We start from the raw sequence: 17,476 nt of genomic DNA, 5'->3' as shown, positions 1-17,476 counted from the left end.
CGAATAAAGGGATTGATCCCCAGTCGTTTGGCGTTAGCCTGACCTCTCGACTCTAATCCGGACACGGAGCATGGGAACGTTGGTTCTGCTTGATCTGATGGGTGGCGTGGCGCTGCTGCTGTGGGGCCTCCATATGGTCCAAAGCGGCATTCTGCGCGCCTTCGGCCCCGACCTGCGACGCGCGCTCGGCAAGGCGCTCGGCAACCGCTTCAGCGCCTTTGCCGCCGGCCTCGGGCTGACGGCGCTGCTCCAGAGCAGCACCGCGACCGCGCTGCTCACCAGCTCCTTCGCCGCCGAGGGCTTGCTCAGCCTCGTCGCCGCGCTCGCCATCATGTTAGGGGCCAATGTCGGCACCACGCTGATCGTGCAGGCGCTGTCGTTCAATATCGCAGCCGTCGCGCCGGTACTGTTCGTGCTCGGGCTCGTCGCCTTCCGCTCCGGTCCACGCTCGCGCATCAAGGATATCGGCCGCATCCTGATCGGCCTCGGGCTGATGTTGCTGTCGCTGCACATCCTGCTCGACACGCTGGCGCCGGCGGAGAACGCGCCCGGCGTCCGCGTCGTGATGGCTTCCATCACCGGCGATCCGGTTCTGTGCATTATGATCGCGGCGGTCGTCACCTGGGCGGTGCATTCGAGCGTCGCCAGCGTGCTGCTGATCATGTCGCTGGCTTATTCGCAGTTCATCACGTCTGATGCGGCGTTGGCCCTGGTGCTGGGCGCCAATCTCGGCAGCGCCATCAATCCCGTCTTCGAAGGCGCCAAGCGCGACGATCCCGCGAGCTATCGCCTGCCGGTCGGCAATCTCGTCAACCGCGTGGTCGGTATCGTCCTCGTCCTGCCGTTCCTGAACGTGATCGCCGGGCACATGCATAACTGGCAGCCCGATCTCGCGAAAATGACGGCGGCCTTCCACATCGCCTTCAATGTCGGCACGGCCGTGATCTTCATCGGCCTGCTCGACCCCATGTCGCGGCTGTTGACCCGGCTCCTGCCCGATCGCGTGCGGGAGGATGATCCGGCCCGTCCGCGCTATCTCGACGAGACGGCGCTGGAGACGCCCTCACTCGCACTCGCCGACGCCGCCCGCGAGACACTACGGATGGGTGATCTCGTCGAGGTCATGCTGCGCAAGGTGATGGCGGCGATGATGACCGGCGACCGCACGCTGGTCGACCAGGTCTCGAAGATGGACAATGTCGTCGACAGTCTCGATGAGGCCATCAAGCTCTACGTGACCAAGCTGACCCGCGGCAGCCTTGACGAGGGCGAAGGCCGGCGCGCGATGGAGATCATCTCCTTCGCCATCAATCTCGAGCATATCGGCGACATCATCGACAAGAATCTGAGCGAGCTCGCCACCAAGAAGATCAAGCGGCGCTTCCAGTTCTCGCCCGAGGGTTCCGAGGAGCTCGCCGCCTTCCACAAGCGCACGATGGAGTCGCTGCGGATCGCCTTCGGCGTGTTCATGTCGGGCGATGCCAACGAGGCGCGCAAGCTGCTGGTGGAGAAGACCGCGCTGAAGAACACCGAGCTCACCGCCGTCGAACGCCATCTCGACCGCCTGCGCGAAGGCCGGCCCGAGACCATTGAGACCACCTCGCTGCATCTGGACGTGCTGCGCGATTTGCGCCGCATCCATTCGCACATCTGCTCGGTGGCCTATCCCGTGCTGGATGCGGCGGGTGAACCCTATCGCAGGAGCGAGGCGGATGCGGCCACCCTGCCCGCCTCGGGTGCGGCGTCGGCCTTGCCGCGCTGATCAAGCCGCTTCAACGATTCAGGTCTTGGCGGCGCGGCCGCGGTTCTTGATGATCAGCATGATGTTGCGGATGTAGATGATGGTCGCCAGCGCCTGACCGAGGATGATGACAGGCTCGCGCTTGACGACACCATAGACCAGCGTCATCAAGCCGCCGCCCATCGAGCAGAACCAGAACGCCATCGGCACCACGCTGTTGCCGGCGCGCTCGCTCGCGATCCATTGCACCAGGAAGCGCGCGGTGAAGAACAGCTGCGCAACCAGGCCGAACGCCAGCCAGAAATCGAACTTGGCGACGAAGACGTCGTAGAAATAGTTGCTCAGCGCCTGACCGTATTGAATGATCATGCCTTCACCTCAGTCACATCTGGCGTCGGCTTCTTGCGCCGGATCAGCCACCACACGCCGGCGAGATCCATGATCCCGATCCACAGCCGGTCGAAGAAGCCGTAGTTGGACACGCCCGAACGGCGCGGCCGGTCGATCACGTCGACATAGGCGATGTCAAACCCCTCACGGCGGACCAGTGCCGGCAGAAATCGATGCAGCCCGTCGAAATAGGGCATCATCAGGAACACCTCGCGCCGGAACGCCTTCAGCCCGCAGCCGGTATCGCGCGTGCCGTCTTTCAGGATGCCATTGCGGACGCCGTTGGCGACCCGCGACTGGAATTTCTTGAAGCCCGTGTCCTTGCGCCCGACCCGCTGGCCCGCGGCAAGCCCGACATTCGCGCCCTTCTCGACCGCCGCGATCAGGTCGGGCAGGAAGGCCGGATTGTTCTGACCGTCACCATCGAGCGTCGCCACGATCGCGCCGCGCGCCGCGCGGACGCCGCTGCGCACCGCTGCCGACTGGCCGCCTGATCTGGCGTGGCGAAGCTGCCGCAAATTGTCCCGTTGCGTCATGATCGCCACGAGCCGGTCGCCGGTCGCATCCGTCGAGCCGTCGTTGACATAGACGATCTCGTAGACCCAGCGGCCGTCGAGCGCGGCGGTGATCTCCTCGATCAGGGGCGCAATGTTATCGGCTTCGTTGCGCACGGGAACGACGATGGAAACCGAAGGCTGGGACGACGACAAATCGAAAGCTCGTGGTTGGATTGGCTTGGCCCGGAGGCATTGGCTCGGGGAACCGGCGGCCCCGGCAGGCAGCCGCTTTTATGGGGCGGATGCCCCGCGGGCAACCCTTTTGAGGCGCCCGCCGACCGGTCCCGGGAGCGGCACAATGGTGCCGTCGGCACGAATGGCAAAGCCGAGCCTGCGGGCCGCAAACCAGTAGCGCACCGCCATGGCGCCGCCCATGCCGACCAGGGCGCCGGCGACGACGTCGCTCGGGTGGTGCGCGAGCAGCACCAGCCGCGTCAACAGGATCACGATTGCGTAAGTGAACATGAACACGCGCAGCCGCGGCCACAGCGCGGAGACCGCAAATGCCAACGCGAATGCCGTGACCGCATGCGCGGATGGCAGGCTGAAATAGGCCTCCGTTCCCTGAAACGGAACGAAGTTGAACGGATTTGCCTTGCCGCCGACGAAGGGCCTGCCGCGCCCGATGATGAACTTTAGGATCTCGGCAATGAACACCGACGCAGCAACAGACAGAAACAAATATTGGAGCCGAGTCCCGAGGCCGAGCAGCAGTGTACGGCGAGTGCCATGCAAGCCGGCCGCAACAAGCGCGACCACGACGAGCGCCGCAGCCAGCACCACGAGCACATACTCGTCCTTGCCGAAATCAGTGAGGATGCGGATCGGCCAGAGGCCCGGCGCGCCGCGCGCCGGCATCAACTGGATCTCGGTCAGATCAAAGGCGAGCATGAGCGTGATGACCGCGGCCGCGCCGGCCACACTGAGCCACAGTGCGTGCCGTGCCAGTTTTCGCGCGGCCTCAGCGCGACGGGAATGCGAGGGCGTGCGCACGAGCTGTGCCAGCGCACGCTCCGAGACGGCGAGCAATTGCGCGGGGTAGCTCGCGCGCGGCGCAATGTTGGTCGAGGCCGGCATCCTATTCGGTGCCTTCGGAGCGGAAGATCGAGATCGAGATCGCGCGTCCCTGCGAGAAATTATAGCCGTCGATGCGCGCGCCGACCTTGTAGCGCAGCCCGGTCGCCTCGGCGCGCTGCACGAAGCTGCGCTCCGAGCGTTGTTCGATCAGCGCGAAGCGGCAGCTCCCCTGTCTGAGGAAATCAGCAGCTCCCGAGCCGTCGGTCAGCACTGTCTGCGTGCCTGTCAGGAAGACGAGGCTCGGCTCATGATAGCCGGCCGACGCCGCCTTCGGCCCGACGCAGGTGACGTTGCGCAGGGCGCGCGCGACCTCGATGCTCGGAAACAGCGGCGTCAGCGATGGCAGCACGATGCCGTAGACCACGACCGCCAGCATCAGGGCCGCGACCAGCGCGTTGAGCACCGAGCGCTCGGCGCGGTTGTTGTCGTAGAGCCACCAGGCGAACAGACCGAAGATCAGCGAGGCCGCAATGAACGGCCACGCCACGAAGGCCGGCTGCCGCGTCAGCATGACCGCGCCGACCACCGCGATGATCGAGGCGGCTGCGGGGATCGCGAACCACCAGGCCGAGCCGCGCATCAGCCAGGAGCGCGACAGCACGCGCCGCTCCAGCGCGCCGACGGTGAGGATCGCGATCGCAGGGTATAGCGGCAGCACGTAATGCGGCAGCTTGGTCAGCACCGCCTCGAACACGATCCAGGACGGGATCAGCCAGGCCAGCAGAAACTGCGCGCCGGGCTCGCGCCGCGCCCGCCACACCGCAGGCGCCGCCATCGCAGCGAGCGGCGCACCCGGCCAGAAGGTGATCCAGAACAGCGCCAGATAAACGCCTGGGGGCGCGCCGTGAGATTCCTGCGCGCCGATCTTGCTCAGCATGTCGCCGCCGACGGAGTCCGCAAAGAAGGCGTCGCCGGCACGCCAGAAGATCGCGATGAACCAGGGCAGCACCAGCACCAGCATCCACATCAGGCCCCAGACCGGGCGCAGCCGCCACAGCCAGGAGGCATCGCGGTCCTGGATCGCGAGCACGACGATAGTCAGGCCTGCGAACATCAGGATCAGCGGACCCTTGATCAAAATGCCGACGGCGAGCGCTGTCCAGAAGATCGCGGGCCAGCTCCAGGGTGGGTGGGTCTCGTCCTCGGCGCGCTGCCAGGACAGATAGGCCCGCGACATCGCGCCCATCGCGGCGACGACGCAGAACAGCAGCATCGCGTCGGTTTTTGCGAGGCGCGCTTCGACGCCGAGCAGGACGGAGGCGCACACCAGCAGCGCGGCGAGCACCGCGGCGCGCCGCGTCACGAAGCCGAGTGCCGTCCAATAGGTCATGAGCACCGCGCCGATCGCGCCGATCAGCGAAGGCAGCCGATAGACCCAGATCCGCAATTCGGCTTTCGGCAGCTTCAGCGCCGTGGCGATTTCAACCGCGGCGGATTGCAGCCAGTAGATGCCGACCGGCTTCTTGTAGCGGACGTCCTCCTGGAAGCGGATATCGACATAGTCGCCGCTCTCGACCATCTGCTTGGTGGCCTGCGCAAAGCGCGCCTCGTCGCGGTCAACAGGCGGAATCGTGAAGAAGCCCGGCAGAAACAGCAGCAGCGCGCACAGCACCAGAAAGGCGACCGCGCGGGCGTGGCTGGCGGTGGCGATGTCGAGCATCAGCACGAGCCGGCTGCCCGGATTCACGGGCGATTTCGGCTCGCGCGGCGCGCCAAAACGGGGGCTGGGATAGGTCTCGGCCATTGGTTCCGCTTACGATGAAACCGCCATCGCCACAACCGCTTAAGCCGGGGTCACTGAATTCGAATGACAACTGTGTCCGCGGCGCCCGTGGCATCGATCACGGTCAGCCTTGCAAAGCCCGGACCGGGCGGATCAATCAGGCGCTGGCGCCGGCCGTCGATCTCGCCGAGGGCCGTACCGTTGACCATGACAGTCATCGGCACGACCCCGCCGGCGACCTTGACGGGCATGGCGGCGGCCTCCAGCCCGCCCGAGCGGTCCACGTCGATCCGGGAACCGTTGAGCGGAAACTGAATGTGCAGCGCCTGCTCGCCCCCGGTCCGGACCAGTTCCCCAACCGGGCGGAACCGCTTCAACGGCAACGGCAGCTTGGCATTACTGGCAACCAGGGTTCCCCGCGGCGGCTTCGGCAACGGGGTCAGCGTCTTGCCGGTCCGGGCGAAGGCATCAAACAGGATCGGCGCGGCTGCGACGCGGCCGATCAGGCCGGGAACGGGCGCGCCATCGGGCCGGCCGACCCAGACACCGATAGTCATGCGGCCGTCGAACCCGACCGACCAGGCATCGCGATAGCCGTAGGAGGTGCCGGTCTTGAAGGCGATACGGTTGTGGGCGGCGTTTTCCGGCGGCGGGGTGCCGAGCAGCACATTGCCGACCTGCCAGGCCGCGACCTGATCCAGCAGCCGCAGCGGCTCGCGATCGTCCTTATCAGTCATGACCTCGCGCAGCGGCTTGGTCGTGCCGAGCCGGGCGAACCCCGTGTAGAGCTGGGCGAGGTCCTGGAGCGTCACACCGACGCCGCCAAGGCCCATGGCGAGACCCGGCGCCTCGTCTTTGGGAAGAACCAGATTGCCGCCCGCCTGCCGCAGCCGCGAGGCCAGCCGGCTCGCACCGACGCGATCGAGCAGCACGATGGCCGGCACGTTCAGCGAGAGCTGCAGCGCCTTCTTCACCGGCAGCGTGCCCTGGAACGTCATGTCGAAATTTTCCGGCGCGTAGGAGCCGAAGCGGACCGGACGGTCGTCGATCAGGCTGTCGGGATGAACAAAACCATCCTCGAAGGCGAGCCCATAGATGAACGGCTTCAGCGTCGATCCCGGCGAGCGAATGGCGCGGGTCATGTCGACCTGCCCTGCCCGGCTGTCGTCGAAATAATCCGCCGAGCCGACGCGCGCGAGTATATCGCCGCTCTCGTTGTCGACCACGATGATGCCGACTGAGATATTCGGTCCGAGCATGATGGCGCGGTCGCGTGCCAGCGGCTCCAATACCTTCTGCAAGTTCGCATCGAGCGTCAGCTTGATGACCGGCGTATCCTTGATGGTCGCGAGCGCGGTATCGGTGGCATGCGGCGCCAGGATCGGCATCGGCTTGCGCAGCTTTGGTACGGGCACGGCCTTGGCCTGCGTCGCGTCGTCGACGCTGACCACCTGCTCCTCGACCATGCGATCCAGCACGCGGTCGCGGGCTTTACGCGCCGCATCGGGATAGCGATCGAGCCGGCGTGTCTCCGGCGATTGCGGCAGGGCCACCAGCAGCGCGGCCTCCGCCAGCGACAGCCGCTTCGGCTCCTTGCCGAGATAGGCAATGGAGGCGGCTCGGATGCCTTCGAGATTGCCGCCGTAGGGCGCGAGCGCGAGATAGAGATCGAGGATCTCGCTCTTGCTTAGGCTGCGTTCGATCTCGATGGCGCGCACGATCTGCCGCAGCTTTGCGTAGAGCGAGCGCTGCCGCCGCGGCTCCATCAGCCGCGCCAGCTGCATGGTGATGGTCGAGCCGCCGGACACGATGTGGCCACGTGTCGAGAGCTGCAACGCGGCGCGGCCAAGCGCACGCGGATCGATGCCGTCATGGGCATAGAAGCGCTGGTCCTCATAGGCGAGCAGTAGTTTCAGGTAGGTCGGATCGACATTGGCTTTGGCATCGACCGGCAGCCGCCAGCGGCCGTCGGCCATGGCGTAGGCACGCAGCAGCTTGCCGTTGCGATCGACGATGGTGGTGGAGACCGCGCGCGACTCGTCGAACGGCAGAGGCCCAAGCGAGTAGACCCAGGTGACGAAGGCACCGATGGCGAGGATGAACGCAAGCGCGGCGGCCGAGAGGGCACGCATAACACCGCGTCGCCCTGCTCCACTGCCGTCCTTGTTGACCTCACTCATCGCGCCATCACTCACTTCGCCGCCCGCACCTCGACATTGCCCGTGCCGGTGCGTCCATAACGCGAGGGGTTGTACATGTCCTCGACATAGGCTTGCGGCAGCACGTATTTGCCGGGCGACACCACACGCACGATATAGGCGACCGTGAACACCGCCTTGGAATCCGAGGCCCGGTCGACGGCCGCTGTGAAGCGGTCGTCGCGGAATTCGGTATCCTCCGGCTCCTGGCCGTCCTCGATCCAGTCCAGCGTGCCGCTGTCGCCCGACGACACCAGCTTCGGATTGTCGATCTCGAGGCCGGCCGGCAGATAGTCGGACACCATGATGTGGCCGTACTCAGGCTTGGCCTCGGTGATCTTCAGCACCACCGCAAAGCGGTCGTTCTGCTTGACCTTGCTGATGTCGGCGGGCTTGCCGTCAAGCGTGAAGTAATTGCGCTCGATCTTGAAGCCATTGGACGCCGCCGGCTCCGGCGTGACCGGCGAGCCCGACACCGAGATCACCGCCTGCACCGGCGCATCGCCGGTGTTGGTGATCTTCAGCGGCTTGCCCTCCAGCGTCGCGGCCTTGTAGCTGCGATATAGTGCGGTCTTGACCGACTGCCCGTCGACCTCGATCGAGAGATTTTCCTTGGCCAGCGCCCGCGCCGCCAACACCAGCCACGCATTTTCCTGCGTGGATGTATACGGCGTCAGCCCGCGCGCGGTCTCGACCCGCAACACCGCCTGCGTCAGCGTCGCCTTCGGCGCGTTGCCTTCGCTGGCAAGCGAGACAAGTGCCGCAGCATCGCGGAGCTGCGAGCCGTAATCGGTGCGGCCGAACTCCAGCACCGGCTTTGGCGCAAGGCTGTCGAGGGCGGCACCATAGACGCGTTCCGCACGATTGCGGTCACCAACCAAGGCCAACGCTGCCGCAAGCTGTGATTTCGCAATCGGCGTCGCCAGATTGCTCAGCTTGGTGTCGGCGAGATAGCGGAGATCGCCGATCGGCGCTGCGCCATTGCGGGCGAGCACGTAGAGGCCGTAGGCGAGATCGCGCCCGCCGTCCTTCTCCGGCTCGTTGCCGTTGACGACGGAGTTGCGGACGCGATCGAGCGCGTTCTTGAACAGCACGTCCGGCACCACAAAGCCCTTTTCGCGGGCGCGGGTCAGGAAGTCCGTGACATAGGCGTCGAGCCAGGCATCGTCGCCGCCGGCCGACCACAGGCCGAATGAGCCATTGGACCCCTGACGAGCCAAAAGCCGTTCGATCGCGTCGCGGATGCGCTGGTCGACCTCGGTGTCCATGGCCAGATGCGCCCCGGCCGCGAGATCGTTGACATAGAGCAGCGGCATGGCGCGGCTGGTGATCTGTTCCGAGCAGCCATAGGGATAGCGGTCGAGCGCTTTCAGAATCGTCGCCGCATCGAGCGCGGTCGACAGGCTCGCCGACACCGAGACGCTGCCGGTGCCCGGCACGAGATCGGAGAACATATCCGAGGTCAGCGTCAGGCTCTCGCCCTTTGCCAGCGTCCGGATCGAGCGCCGTGCCAGCACTTGCGTCGCCGCCTTGACGTCGAATGCATAGTGCCGCGCGAGCGCAAGCCCGTTCGGCCCCTTGATGTCGACATCGAGCGTGGCCTGCCCCGCCGCTGTCGCGTCGAGCGCCAGCGAGAACGAATTGCGCTGCTTGGCTGCGAGCTTGACCGTGGTTGCGGGATTGCCGGTCATCTTCATCGGGCCGCCGGTCTTCACGTTGATGACGTAATCGCCGGCCTGTCCCTCGACATTGTCGATCTCGAGATTGGCCGTGCCGTGATCGCCATTGAGTAGAAAGCGCGGCAAGGTCGTGGTCAGCACCACGGGATCGCGGATCACGACGTCGGTGTTGGCGCGGCCGAGTTTCGTCGCGGTCCACGCCACCGCCATCACGCGGGCGGTGCCGGCGAACTCCGGAATGTCGAAGCTCACTTCCGCGGTGCCGTCGGCAGCGACCGTGACGATGCCCGAATAGAGCGCCAGCGGCTTTTGCGCGGGCGGCGAGCCCTGGAGCTCGGCCGCGCCGGCGTCGCCGCCGGACTTGATCTGGCCGCGCGTGCCCGACATGCCGTCGATCAGTTGCCCATAGAGATCGCGGATCTCCGCGCTGAGGCGGCGCTGGCCGAGATAGTAATCGTCCGGCGCCGGCGGCTTGTAATTGGTGAGGTTGAGAATGCCGACATCGACCGCGGCGATGACAATTTTGGCGTCCTCCCCCGGATTGAGCCCGTCGAGCTTGACCGGGATCTTCAGCATCGCGTTCGGCCGGATCAACGCCGGCGGCGTCAGCTTCACCTGCAACGTGCGGGTCTGCTTGTCGATCCCGAACCATTTCAGGCCGATCGCACGGCCCGGCATGCGTTGCGCAGCCGCATCGAGTGGACGGCGCAGCGTTGCCACCACATAGGCGCCGGTGCCCCAATCCTTGCCGACCGGAAGTTTTATCTGCGCGGTCCCCTCCTTGACGTCGATGGTCTGCGTCGTCAGCAGGCGGTCGCCGAGCACGTTGATGGTGAGCTTGCCAGCGGTGCGGACATTGACCGAGACGGTCATGGTATCGCCGGAGGCGTATTGCGGCTTGTCGATCGAGGTCTCCAGCAGGTCCGGCGTGTCGGCGCTGCCGTCGGAATACCAGCCGACGTCGAACTGCACCGAGGTCACCGGGCCGTCGGCGTCGTTCGACTTGACGTCGAGCCGGTAGCGGCCGGGTTGCGGCGCCAGCGAGATCCGCGACGACTTGTCGGCAGCGATCGTCACGTCGCCGTCGGCGACGCGCGAGGTCGATTTGACCGGCTCATACTCCCAGTAATTGTTCTGGCGATACCATTGGTAGCGCGACTCCATCTTCAGGAGCTCGTAGCGCAGGCCGTCGCGCGGCAAGGTCTTGCCCTCTGGCGAGATGAACACGATGTCGAACTCGGCCTTATCGCCCTCGGCAACGTTCTTGTCGCCGAACAGCGGCTTGATGCCGATCATGGCGGCGGCGGGCGCAACCGGCAGCACGAGCTTGCGCTCGACGGCGCGACCACCGGTCTCGACCATGCGGACAAAAATCTGCGCCTCCTGCGGACGCGTCGAGGCCGGCTGCTTGTCCAGCGTCACCGGGAAGGTCGCCACGCCATTGGCGTCAGCCTCAGGCAGGTTCTCCAGCGGCGTGCGTTCGTTCGAGGTGGTCTGTTCGTCGTCGACGCCGAACTGGTAGCCGGCAAAGCCCGGGCGTTCGCTCGCGGGCGCGATCAGCATATCGCCCTCGAGCTGGAGGCCCGAGGCCGGCGCGCCATAGAGGAAATGGCCGTCGGCCTTAAGCTCCACAGGAGCGTTAGCTTTGATCAGCTTGTCCTTGGCGGACAAGTCGAATTCGATCCGATCAGGAACGTAGTCCTCGACCATGAAGGTGGTCTCGCCGACCGAGGAGCCCTTCGGATCGGTGAAGGCGCGCACGCGCCAGGTGCCGGTCGGAACGGCGGAGTTGAGCGGCACGGAGAGCGTACGCCCGCCAGCACCCTGGTCGGGCAGCACGGCGCGGCGGAATTCAACGCCGTCGGGGCGCTCGATCACCAGCGTCAGCGGGCCACCTGTCACGGCATTGCCCTGACCGTCACGCAGCAGCGCGGTGAGATAGACCGTCTCGCTGGAGCGGTAGACGCCGCGCTCGGCATAGACGAAGGCGTCGGCGCCTGATGGCACCACGCGGCCCGCGACACCGCGATCGGACAGGTCAAAGGCGGAGGTCTTCAGGCTGAGGAAGGCATAGTCGGCCTTCTCGCCCGTGACAGTCAGCATCGCCGGCGACAGCCCGCCCTCGCCGCGTGCAAGCCCCGCCTCGAACAGGACATGGCCGCTGTCGTCGGTCTTGCGCGTCGCCAAAATCTCGTTGTTGCGCGCGACCAGCCGTACCTCGGCCTTCCCGACCGGATCAGTCGAAGCCAGCGAATTGACGAAGACGTGTATGCCATCATTGCCGGAATAGGCCGTTACTCCGAGATCGGAGACGATGAACCATTGCGTGGCAAGCTGGGAGTCGTCGTCCGAGCCCGGGCCCTTGGCCGCAGCCGTCATCACATAGACGCCGGGCTGAAGCTCGCCGAGCGCCTGGTCGACCGGGAATGCGGTGGTGACGTCCTGGTTCAGCGTCATCGCGGTCGCAAGCTCGCCGGACCAGACCTTGACACCACGCTCATCGCCGAGATCCGAGAGCTGATACTTGGACAGCGTCTTCTGGAAATCGCTGTCGACCACCGTGTTGATCAGATTGCGATCGCCGATCCGGAATACGTTGACGTTGACCGCGGGCGTGTTGACGCTGATCACGGGAATGCCGCGCTGGCCGGTTTTCGGCAGCACATAAGCGCGGCTGGTGAAGCGCACGAAGGGCTTGCGGTCGCGCACATAGATGTTGAACTCGGCCGATTTCGGCAGGCCTTCCTTCACCGTCGACGGCAGGCCGGCGCGCAGATTGATGTTGTAGCGCTCGCCATGCTTCAGCCCGTCGACGCAGAGCTGCTTGCCTTCGGCCGACAGCGCCGGCTTGTCCTGGCCCGCGAGCGCCAGGAACGGAGCGAAATCAGTGCGCTTCGCAAGCTCTTCGGAGAACTGGAAGCAGGCGCGCGGGCTCGCCGAATCCGAGTCCACGGTGTAGTCGAGCAGCCGAAAACCGTGCTCGTCGCGCATCTTCTCGTATTGGCCGCGGACGTCAGCGACCTCGCGCATGTCGAGCGACAGCCGCAATGCATCCAGCGCCGGCCGCCACAGTTTTCGTTCGGAGAGCGACTTGCCGAGCACCGCGAGCGCGTCCGCCTCCTCGCCCGGATTGCCGGCGCGCTGATAAGCGACGTAGGCGGCGGTCGAGGCCCGCTCCAGCAGGAAGGTCTGCTCGCTCGAGCTCTTCGGCGTGATCTGGAAGATGACTTTTGCGAGCCGCAGCCAGTTGCCGGCGTCCTCCGGCGCGGTCGCCGCGATCTGGCCGAGCACCGACAGGCCGGTGCGGAAATCGTTGCGCCTGAAGGCGGCGTCGGCATCGGTGCGCAGCGTCGCGCCGGACTTGGCGACCGGCCCCGCTTCGCTCTTGATCTGGGCCTCCAGCTTGATTGCGGAATCGGCGAGATCGTCACGCTTGAACGCCTTGTCGGCGGCCTGTGCTGAAACCAGCCCAAAGCAAAGCGTTGCGCAGATTGTGACGGCGCGAACCAGACCGATCATGACGGAAACTCCAGGAAGCGCGGACGAACGCCGCGGCAGGCAATGAAATGCTCGGAAAGGTGACCGACTCAAGGCGATGGAACCAGGATAGCAAAACGTCGCATGCGCCATGGCAAGCCAAGCCCAGAGGAGACCGATCAAGATACCGCCGCACCCACCGTCCTAACGGCGCAGCAATACCAGGCCAGTCGACCGGCGGCCGTGTCCCGGAAGCTAGCCAGCGTTCCCGGCGATGTGAACCATCGTCCAGTCCGCGGCCGCTCAACCCGGCACCCTGACACTCCGCCGTTCCGCTTTGTCGCAGCTTTGAGGAAAACGGTTCGGTTCAGGCTTGGCGAAACACCAGATATTTCCTATTGGCATGGTAGATGAACAGCCCGCCCCCCAAACCGAGGCTGGCGCCAGACGGTCCCGTAGCTCAACTGGATAGAGCATCAGATTTCTACTCTGAGGGTTGCAGGTTCGATTCCTGCCGGGATCGCCAAGCCCTCAACGCTTTGCAAATCTGTCGCACTTCAAGAACGCGTGCACAGGCCTGTCCAGGCGACCAGAGAACCCTACCTATCCGGCATGCAAGATAGGTGTCGAAGGGTTTTGTGATGCCGTCATCCGAATGGACAGGAATTGCCGTTGCGGCCGGAGCCGCCGTCATCGCAATGTCTTTTTTGGCGATGGACGCGGTCGTGAACCTGAGCGCAGGCGGGATCGCAAAACGCCTCGAGGTGGCGCAAACGTCCATTATGGATGTGGCGGCAAGCCAGTATCAACTTGCTTTCGCCGTTCGGTCGCTGGCGGGTGGCAGCGACCAGAAGCCTCGTTCGGCCGCGGATCGATCATGCATTCATGGTTACGAGCACAGGCCGCAACCGGTAGGCCTCGATCGCGGCGTTTGACAGCAGTAGCCTGCGCCGCTCGCCACGCAGCATCATGCGGTCGATCCTGTTCAGGATGAAGCGGGCTGAATCCTGATGCTCGCCGGAGAGCAGCCCGGACTGGTCGAGATATCTCCAGGCAATCTCGAAAGACTGTGCGCGCAACTCGGGATCGGTCATAGCCAGCCAACGCAGGTCCAGATCGGATGTTCCTACCTGCGAGCCTGCCGCCGTTGAAGGCTGCCCCTGGATCACACAACGCGTCCGCTTCTTGGCATTGGTGGAGACGCGATCAGTCCGTCCGCTCGTCATCGCGCCGATCGCGGGCGAGTTGAAACCAGGCCAGGGCGATTTCGATGAGTCTTTGCCGGTCGGCGCCCTCTGACGCTGCGGCGCGCTTCATCGCCGCCTCGGCTTCATGCTGCGCATCGTACTTGGTACACATGAGGCCGACTCTAACCGGGCGATCTGGACAAGTACGTGGCAAATTTGTCCGTATGAATGCGGAGTACGAGGCGTGTTTTCGGCGCTTTCGGCACGCTAAAATTGTGGGCCATAGGGAATTGCACTGGCGGTTTCAAACGGCTCAAGCCGCGCGCACGAAGCGGTGATCTGTGAATTGCATCACAGCCGCGGCCCGGCGCGTCCGCTAAACAGCAGCACAGCGCTCCACAGAAAGCGACACAGGATCGATGGCTGTTCCCCTCATGACCCAGGAAGCTGAAGCCGCAGCACAGGCTGACGCGGCGGCATCATCGCGCAAAGCCGACCTGCACGGCCTCGCCTTTCTCGCAACCATCGCCATCGTGATGACGGTCTGGATCGGCGCTCTGGTCTGGGCCGTGATGGCGTTCCTGAACTGGCTTGTTTCCTAGAGCGCGACAACACCGCGCCACGCTCTCTCGTTCGCGCGTCAGAACAGGTAGTGCACGATCTGCACTGCCTTGATCCCCCCGCAAACGATCATGGCCCATAGCGCCAAGCTGATCTGAACTGCATCCAACATGTTTCTGTCCCCTTCGACTCACGTCTCCATTTTTTTCTTTGATCAATCGCGTGATGCGGAAGGAAGCGCCAGTCGAAATTTAAGGCAGTTGTTGTGCGCCGCCGCAAGGATTCATCCGCAAAAACACGGGCGCTTGTGACATCCAGAAACAAATGAGGCGGGCATCGCGCCCGCCTCATTCAATTCGGATTTCGCTCAGGTGCTCAGTAGCAGGCGCGCGGATCGGCCTGCACATACTGGCCGCTCGGATAGCGGTAGTAGCAAACGCCCTCGGCCAGATAGTAGCCGGGACGTGAGGCCGCGGTAGCGCCGGCGATCGCGCCGGTGGCGCCGCCGATCACGGCGCCCGCGGCTGCACCCGAGGCTCTGCCGGAAATCAGCCCGCCGAGCACACCGCCAACGATGGCGCCGCCCAGCGCACTCGCGCCGGGATCGACCGGTGGAGGCGGCGGCGGTGCCGGTTCATAGGCGACCGGCGGTGGCGCGTAGGCCATCGGCACGTCGTCAGCATAATCTTCGGAGATATAGGCGGGCGGGCCGTCCATCCGCTGCGGATAATAATACCAGACGCCGCCGACGTCCCACCACCAGCCCGGGCGGCCGTTGTGGACCTCATGGCGCCAGCGCCCGCCATCCCAGGCGAGGTTGCCGCGATAGGCGTGTCCGCCCCAGTCACGCGCCGGCGCAGGGCCGCGCGCGTAGCGTCCAGGGGGCGGGCCGCCAGGACCGTGCGGACCAGCACCGGGACCGGGACCGGCGTGAACGGGGCCGCCGGGCTGTGGCCCTGGCCGGGCCGCCTGCTGTGGCGGGGGACCCTTGCGCATGTTCTGCTGATTGTTCTGGGGCGGCGCACCGGCGCCCGGCCCCTGGCCCTCTCTTTTCGGACCTGCGTCCTGCGCTTGCGCCGAAAGCGCGAGCAATGACATGGCCGAAACCAAGGGAATGATGATCTTCATGCGGCTGGACGCACTCATGCGTGCTTGACCCCTATTCGCTCGATTGCCGTGGTCCATGCGCGATAGACGATTCGGATCGCGCCTGGCTGATGCCGGCTGACACAACTGACCTGCTTGATCAGCCAAGTCCCGTTACAAATGTTTAAGATCGCGGCAATTTTTCGTCCGGACGTGTCCCGAGAATGCTGCTAGCGGGCCGGCTCGATCACGTTGCAGTTGCTGCGCCCCGACATCAGGCAATCCTGCAGCTTGCTGGCGGCGGTAAGGTCCCGGGCGAGCCACAGGCCGACGCCCAGAATCACGGCGGCAATGATCAACCCCGCAATGGCGCCGCGGCGGCTGTCGCCGGATTGGGGCTTTGGCGCTGATTTGGGCTTTTCGGCTGGTTCAGGCTTGGCTGATTCAGGCTTGGCTGGTTCGTTGGACATGACGACCTTGTCGCTTGGAACGGCGGCTTTATCACCTCCGCGACGTCCCGTCACATCCCCCCTCAGCCCCTGGTGGGCCTGACCGCCTCCTTGCCCGAGGTTTCGACCGCCGGGATCGCCTGCTGGGCCCGCGGCGCGCAAGTCGTCAGCACGAACGCGGTCCGGCTGCACTCCCAGCCGGTCCCCAGAACTGCATTCTCGATCGGTTGCGGGCGGGCGAGCAGCAACGCTGCGCCGGCCACTGCCGCCACCGCAAAGATGATTGCGAGCGCCTTCAGGCTCAGCCGGAAGAAAGACATGCCCGTGCTCCGTCTCGTATCGGGGCGAACGCTAGGCGCCGCCTCCGTGGCCCCTTATGAGGGACATCACAATTCGGCAGTTTTTCCGGGCTACGAAGGGATCGGCTGGTACAGCGAATTTTCGTCTACCTGATCGGCTGCGAATATGGGTGGCGTTGCGGCGCGCGCGGATGTACACGCATCTGCGTCGCGTGGTGCCTGCTATGCCCAGCCGACGTACCAACAGGCAATGATGTAAGATCGAAAGCGAGGAAGGCAAGGCCCGTGAGTGGATTTAGGGAACCCGGGTTTTCAGACCGGCAAAAGGCGGCGCAGGAAGCGCGCAAGAATCTTTTAAACAAATTCAAATCGCAGCCCGGGCCCGATGATCCCGCGGTTCTGGCGAAGCGTGCCGAGCGCGAGGCCCTCGCGGTCAAGCGCGCCGAGGCAAAGGCTTTGCGCGAGGTGGAAAAGGCCGAGCAGAAGCGTCGCGACGAAGAAGCCGCGGCCCTCGAAGCCGCGCGGATCGCTCGTGAAGCGGAAGAATCGGCCGCAAAGGCGGCTGAAGCCGAGGCTGAGCAAAAGGCCAAGCGTGACGCCCGCTACGCCGCCCGCAAGGCCAAGCGCAAGTAACGTTCACAAGTAACGTTCAACTGAAATTGAACTGAGGCACGCCTCCGTTCACACGCCGGGACGGTCTTGCCGGGCCCGCGCGAAAGCGCGGCCCGACGACAGGCGACCAAACCGAAATCGCGAAACGCCGGGCTCACCTCGTCGAGGCGTCCCGGCATCACGGCGCGAGATCAGTTCTTCTTCATCATCCCATCGTCCTTCTTCATCCCGTCCTTCGACATCGTGTCCTTCTTCATGCCGTCGTCCTTGGACATGGTGTCTTTCTTCATGCCGTCTTTGGACATCGTGTCCTTCTTCATCATGCCATCGTCCTTGCCCATCTTGTCCTGAGCAAAGGCGGCCGGCGAAAGCGCGAGGCCAAGCGAGAGAGCGGCAGCCGAGACGCCGAGCACGATGCGGGTGCGAATGGTCATGATTCA

The 17,476-nt window shown here is 65.0% G+C and carries 14 protein-coding genes and 1 tRNA gene; 4 read left to right on the top strand and 11 right to left on the bottom strand.

Features of this window, described 5'->3' with window-relative positions; translation table 11 throughout:
- The first annotated feature begins 70 nt into the window (after positions 1–70).
- Positions 71–1,762 carry a Na/Pi cotransporter family protein gene (locus tag UP06_RS29715; protein ID WP_045007253.1) on the top strand — a complete coding sequence of 564 codons (1,692 nt, stop codon included), beginning with the start codon at positions 71–73 and terminating at the stop codon, positions 1,760–1,762.
- Between the two features lie 18 nt (positions 1,763–1,780).
- Here the strand turns inward: UP06_RS29715 and UP06_RS29710 are convergent, their stop codons facing one another.
- The 6 genes from UP06_RS29710 to UP06_RS29685 form a co-directional block, all read right to left on the bottom strand.
- A complete protein-coding gene (locus UP06_RS29710; RefSeq protein WP_045007252.1) occupies positions 1,781–2,110 on the bottom strand; it encodes a lipid-A-disaccharide synthase N-terminal domain-containing protein in 330 nt (109 codons plus the stop codon).
- On the bottom strand, positions 2,107–2,841 hold the full coding sequence (locus UP06_RS29705; RefSeq protein WP_045007251.1) for a glycosyltransferase family 2 protein: 735 nt from the start codon (positions 2,839–2,841) through the stop codon (positions 2,107–2,109). The genes UP06_RS29710 and UP06_RS29705 overlap by 4 nt, the downstream gene beginning before the upstream one ends.
- A 78-nt stretch (positions 2,842–2,919) precedes the next feature.
- Entirely contained in the window at positions 2,920–3,765 is an 846-nt protein-coding gene (locus tag UP06_RS29700; RefSeq protein ID WP_045007250.1) for a phosphatase PAP2 family protein, read from the bottom strand.
- Between the two features lies 1 nt (position 3,766).
- The gene (locus UP06_RS29695; protein ID WP_045007249.1) at positions 3,767–5,509 is read right to left on the bottom strand and encodes an ArnT family glycosyltransferase; all 1,743 of its coding nucleotides are present in this window, start codon (positions 5,507–5,509) and stop codon (positions 3,767–3,769) included.
- Between the two features lie 50 nt (positions 5,510–5,559).
- The gene (gene pbpC / locus UP06_RS29690) at positions 5,560–7,668 is read right to left on the bottom strand and encodes a penicillin-binding protein 1C (RefSeq protein ID WP_045007248.1); all 2,109 of its coding nucleotides are present in this window, start codon (positions 7,666–7,668) and stop codon (positions 5,560–5,562) included.
- 11 nt (positions 7,669–7,679) lie between these two features.
- Positions 7,680–12,884, bottom strand: a complete 5,205-nt coding sequence (locus tag UP06_RS29685) for an alpha-2-macroglobulin family protein (protein WP_045007247.1) — start codon at positions 12,882–12,884, stop codon at positions 7,680–7,682.
- A 407-nt stretch (positions 12,885–13,291) separates the two neighbouring features.
- On the opposite strand from UP06_RS29685, the gene UP06_RS29680 reads away from it, so the two are divergent.
- Positions 13,292–13,368: transfer RNA gene (locus UP06_RS29680), tRNA-Arg, on the top strand.
- A 349-nt stretch (positions 13,369–13,717) separates the two neighbouring features.
- Here the strand turns inward: UP06_RS29680 and UP06_RS42235 are convergent.
- Positions 13,718–14,068, bottom strand: coding sequence for a hypothetical protein (locus tag UP06_RS42235; RefSeq protein WP_245305585.1), 351 nt, complete (start codon positions 14,066–14,068; stop codon positions 13,718–13,720).
- A 380-nt stretch (positions 14,069–14,448) separates the two neighbouring features.
- Between UP06_RS42235 and UP06_RS41120 the strand changes: the two genes are divergently transcribed.
- On the top strand, positions 14,449–14,631 hold the full coding sequence (locus tag UP06_RS41120) for a hypothetical protein (protein ID WP_156163309.1): 183 nt from the start codon (positions 14,449–14,451) through the stop codon (positions 14,629–14,631).
- Between the two features lie 334 nt (positions 14,632–14,965).
- Here the strand turns inward: UP06_RS41120 and UP06_RS29665 are convergent, their stop codons facing one another.
- From UP06_RS29665 to UP06_RS29655, 3 genes are all read right to left on the bottom strand, one after another.
- Entirely contained in the window at positions 14,966–15,736 is a 771-nt protein-coding gene (locus UP06_RS29665) for a hypothetical protein (protein ID WP_045007244.1), read from the bottom strand.
- A gap of 170 nt (positions 15,737–15,906) precedes the next feature.
- The gene (locus tag UP06_RS29660; RefSeq protein ID WP_045007243.1) at positions 15,907–16,146 is read right to left on the bottom strand and encodes a hypothetical protein; all 240 of its coding nucleotides are present in this window, start codon (positions 16,144–16,146) and stop codon (positions 15,907–15,909) included.
- Positions 16,147–16,208: 62 nt separating this feature from the next.
- Complete coding sequence (locus tag UP06_RS29655; RefSeq protein ID WP_045007242.1) at positions 16,209–16,445, bottom strand: hypothetical protein; 237 nt, start codon at positions 16,443–16,445, stop codon at positions 16,209–16,211.
- Between the two features lie 264 nt (positions 16,446–16,709).
- Here UP06_RS29655 and UP06_RS29650 point away from each other — a divergent pair, with 264 nt between their 5' ends.
- Positions 16,710–17,057 carry a DUF6481 family protein gene (locus UP06_RS29650; RefSeq protein ID WP_045007241.1) on the top strand — a complete coding sequence of 116 codons (348 nt, stop codon included), beginning with the start codon at positions 16,710–16,712 and terminating at the stop codon, positions 17,055–17,057.
- Positions 17,058–17,227: 170 nt separating this feature from the next.
- On the opposite strand, the gene UP06_RS29645 is transcribed toward UP06_RS29650, so the two are convergent.
- Positions 17,228–17,470, bottom strand: coding sequence for a pentapeptide MXKDX repeat protein (locus UP06_RS29645; protein ID WP_045007240.1), 243 nt, complete (start codon positions 17,468–17,470; stop codon positions 17,228–17,230).
- Between the last annotated feature and the right edge of the window lie 6 nt (positions 17,471–17,476).

The sequence above is a fragment of the Bradyrhizobium sp. LTSP857 genome, assembly GCF_000938285.1.
Classification (GTDB): domain Bacteria; phylum Pseudomonadota; class Alphaproteobacteria; order Rhizobiales; family Xanthobacteraceae; genus Bradyrhizobium.
The sequence above is the reverse complement of the archived record's forward strand: the minus strand, read 5'-3'. Positions and strand labels throughout refer to the sequence as shown.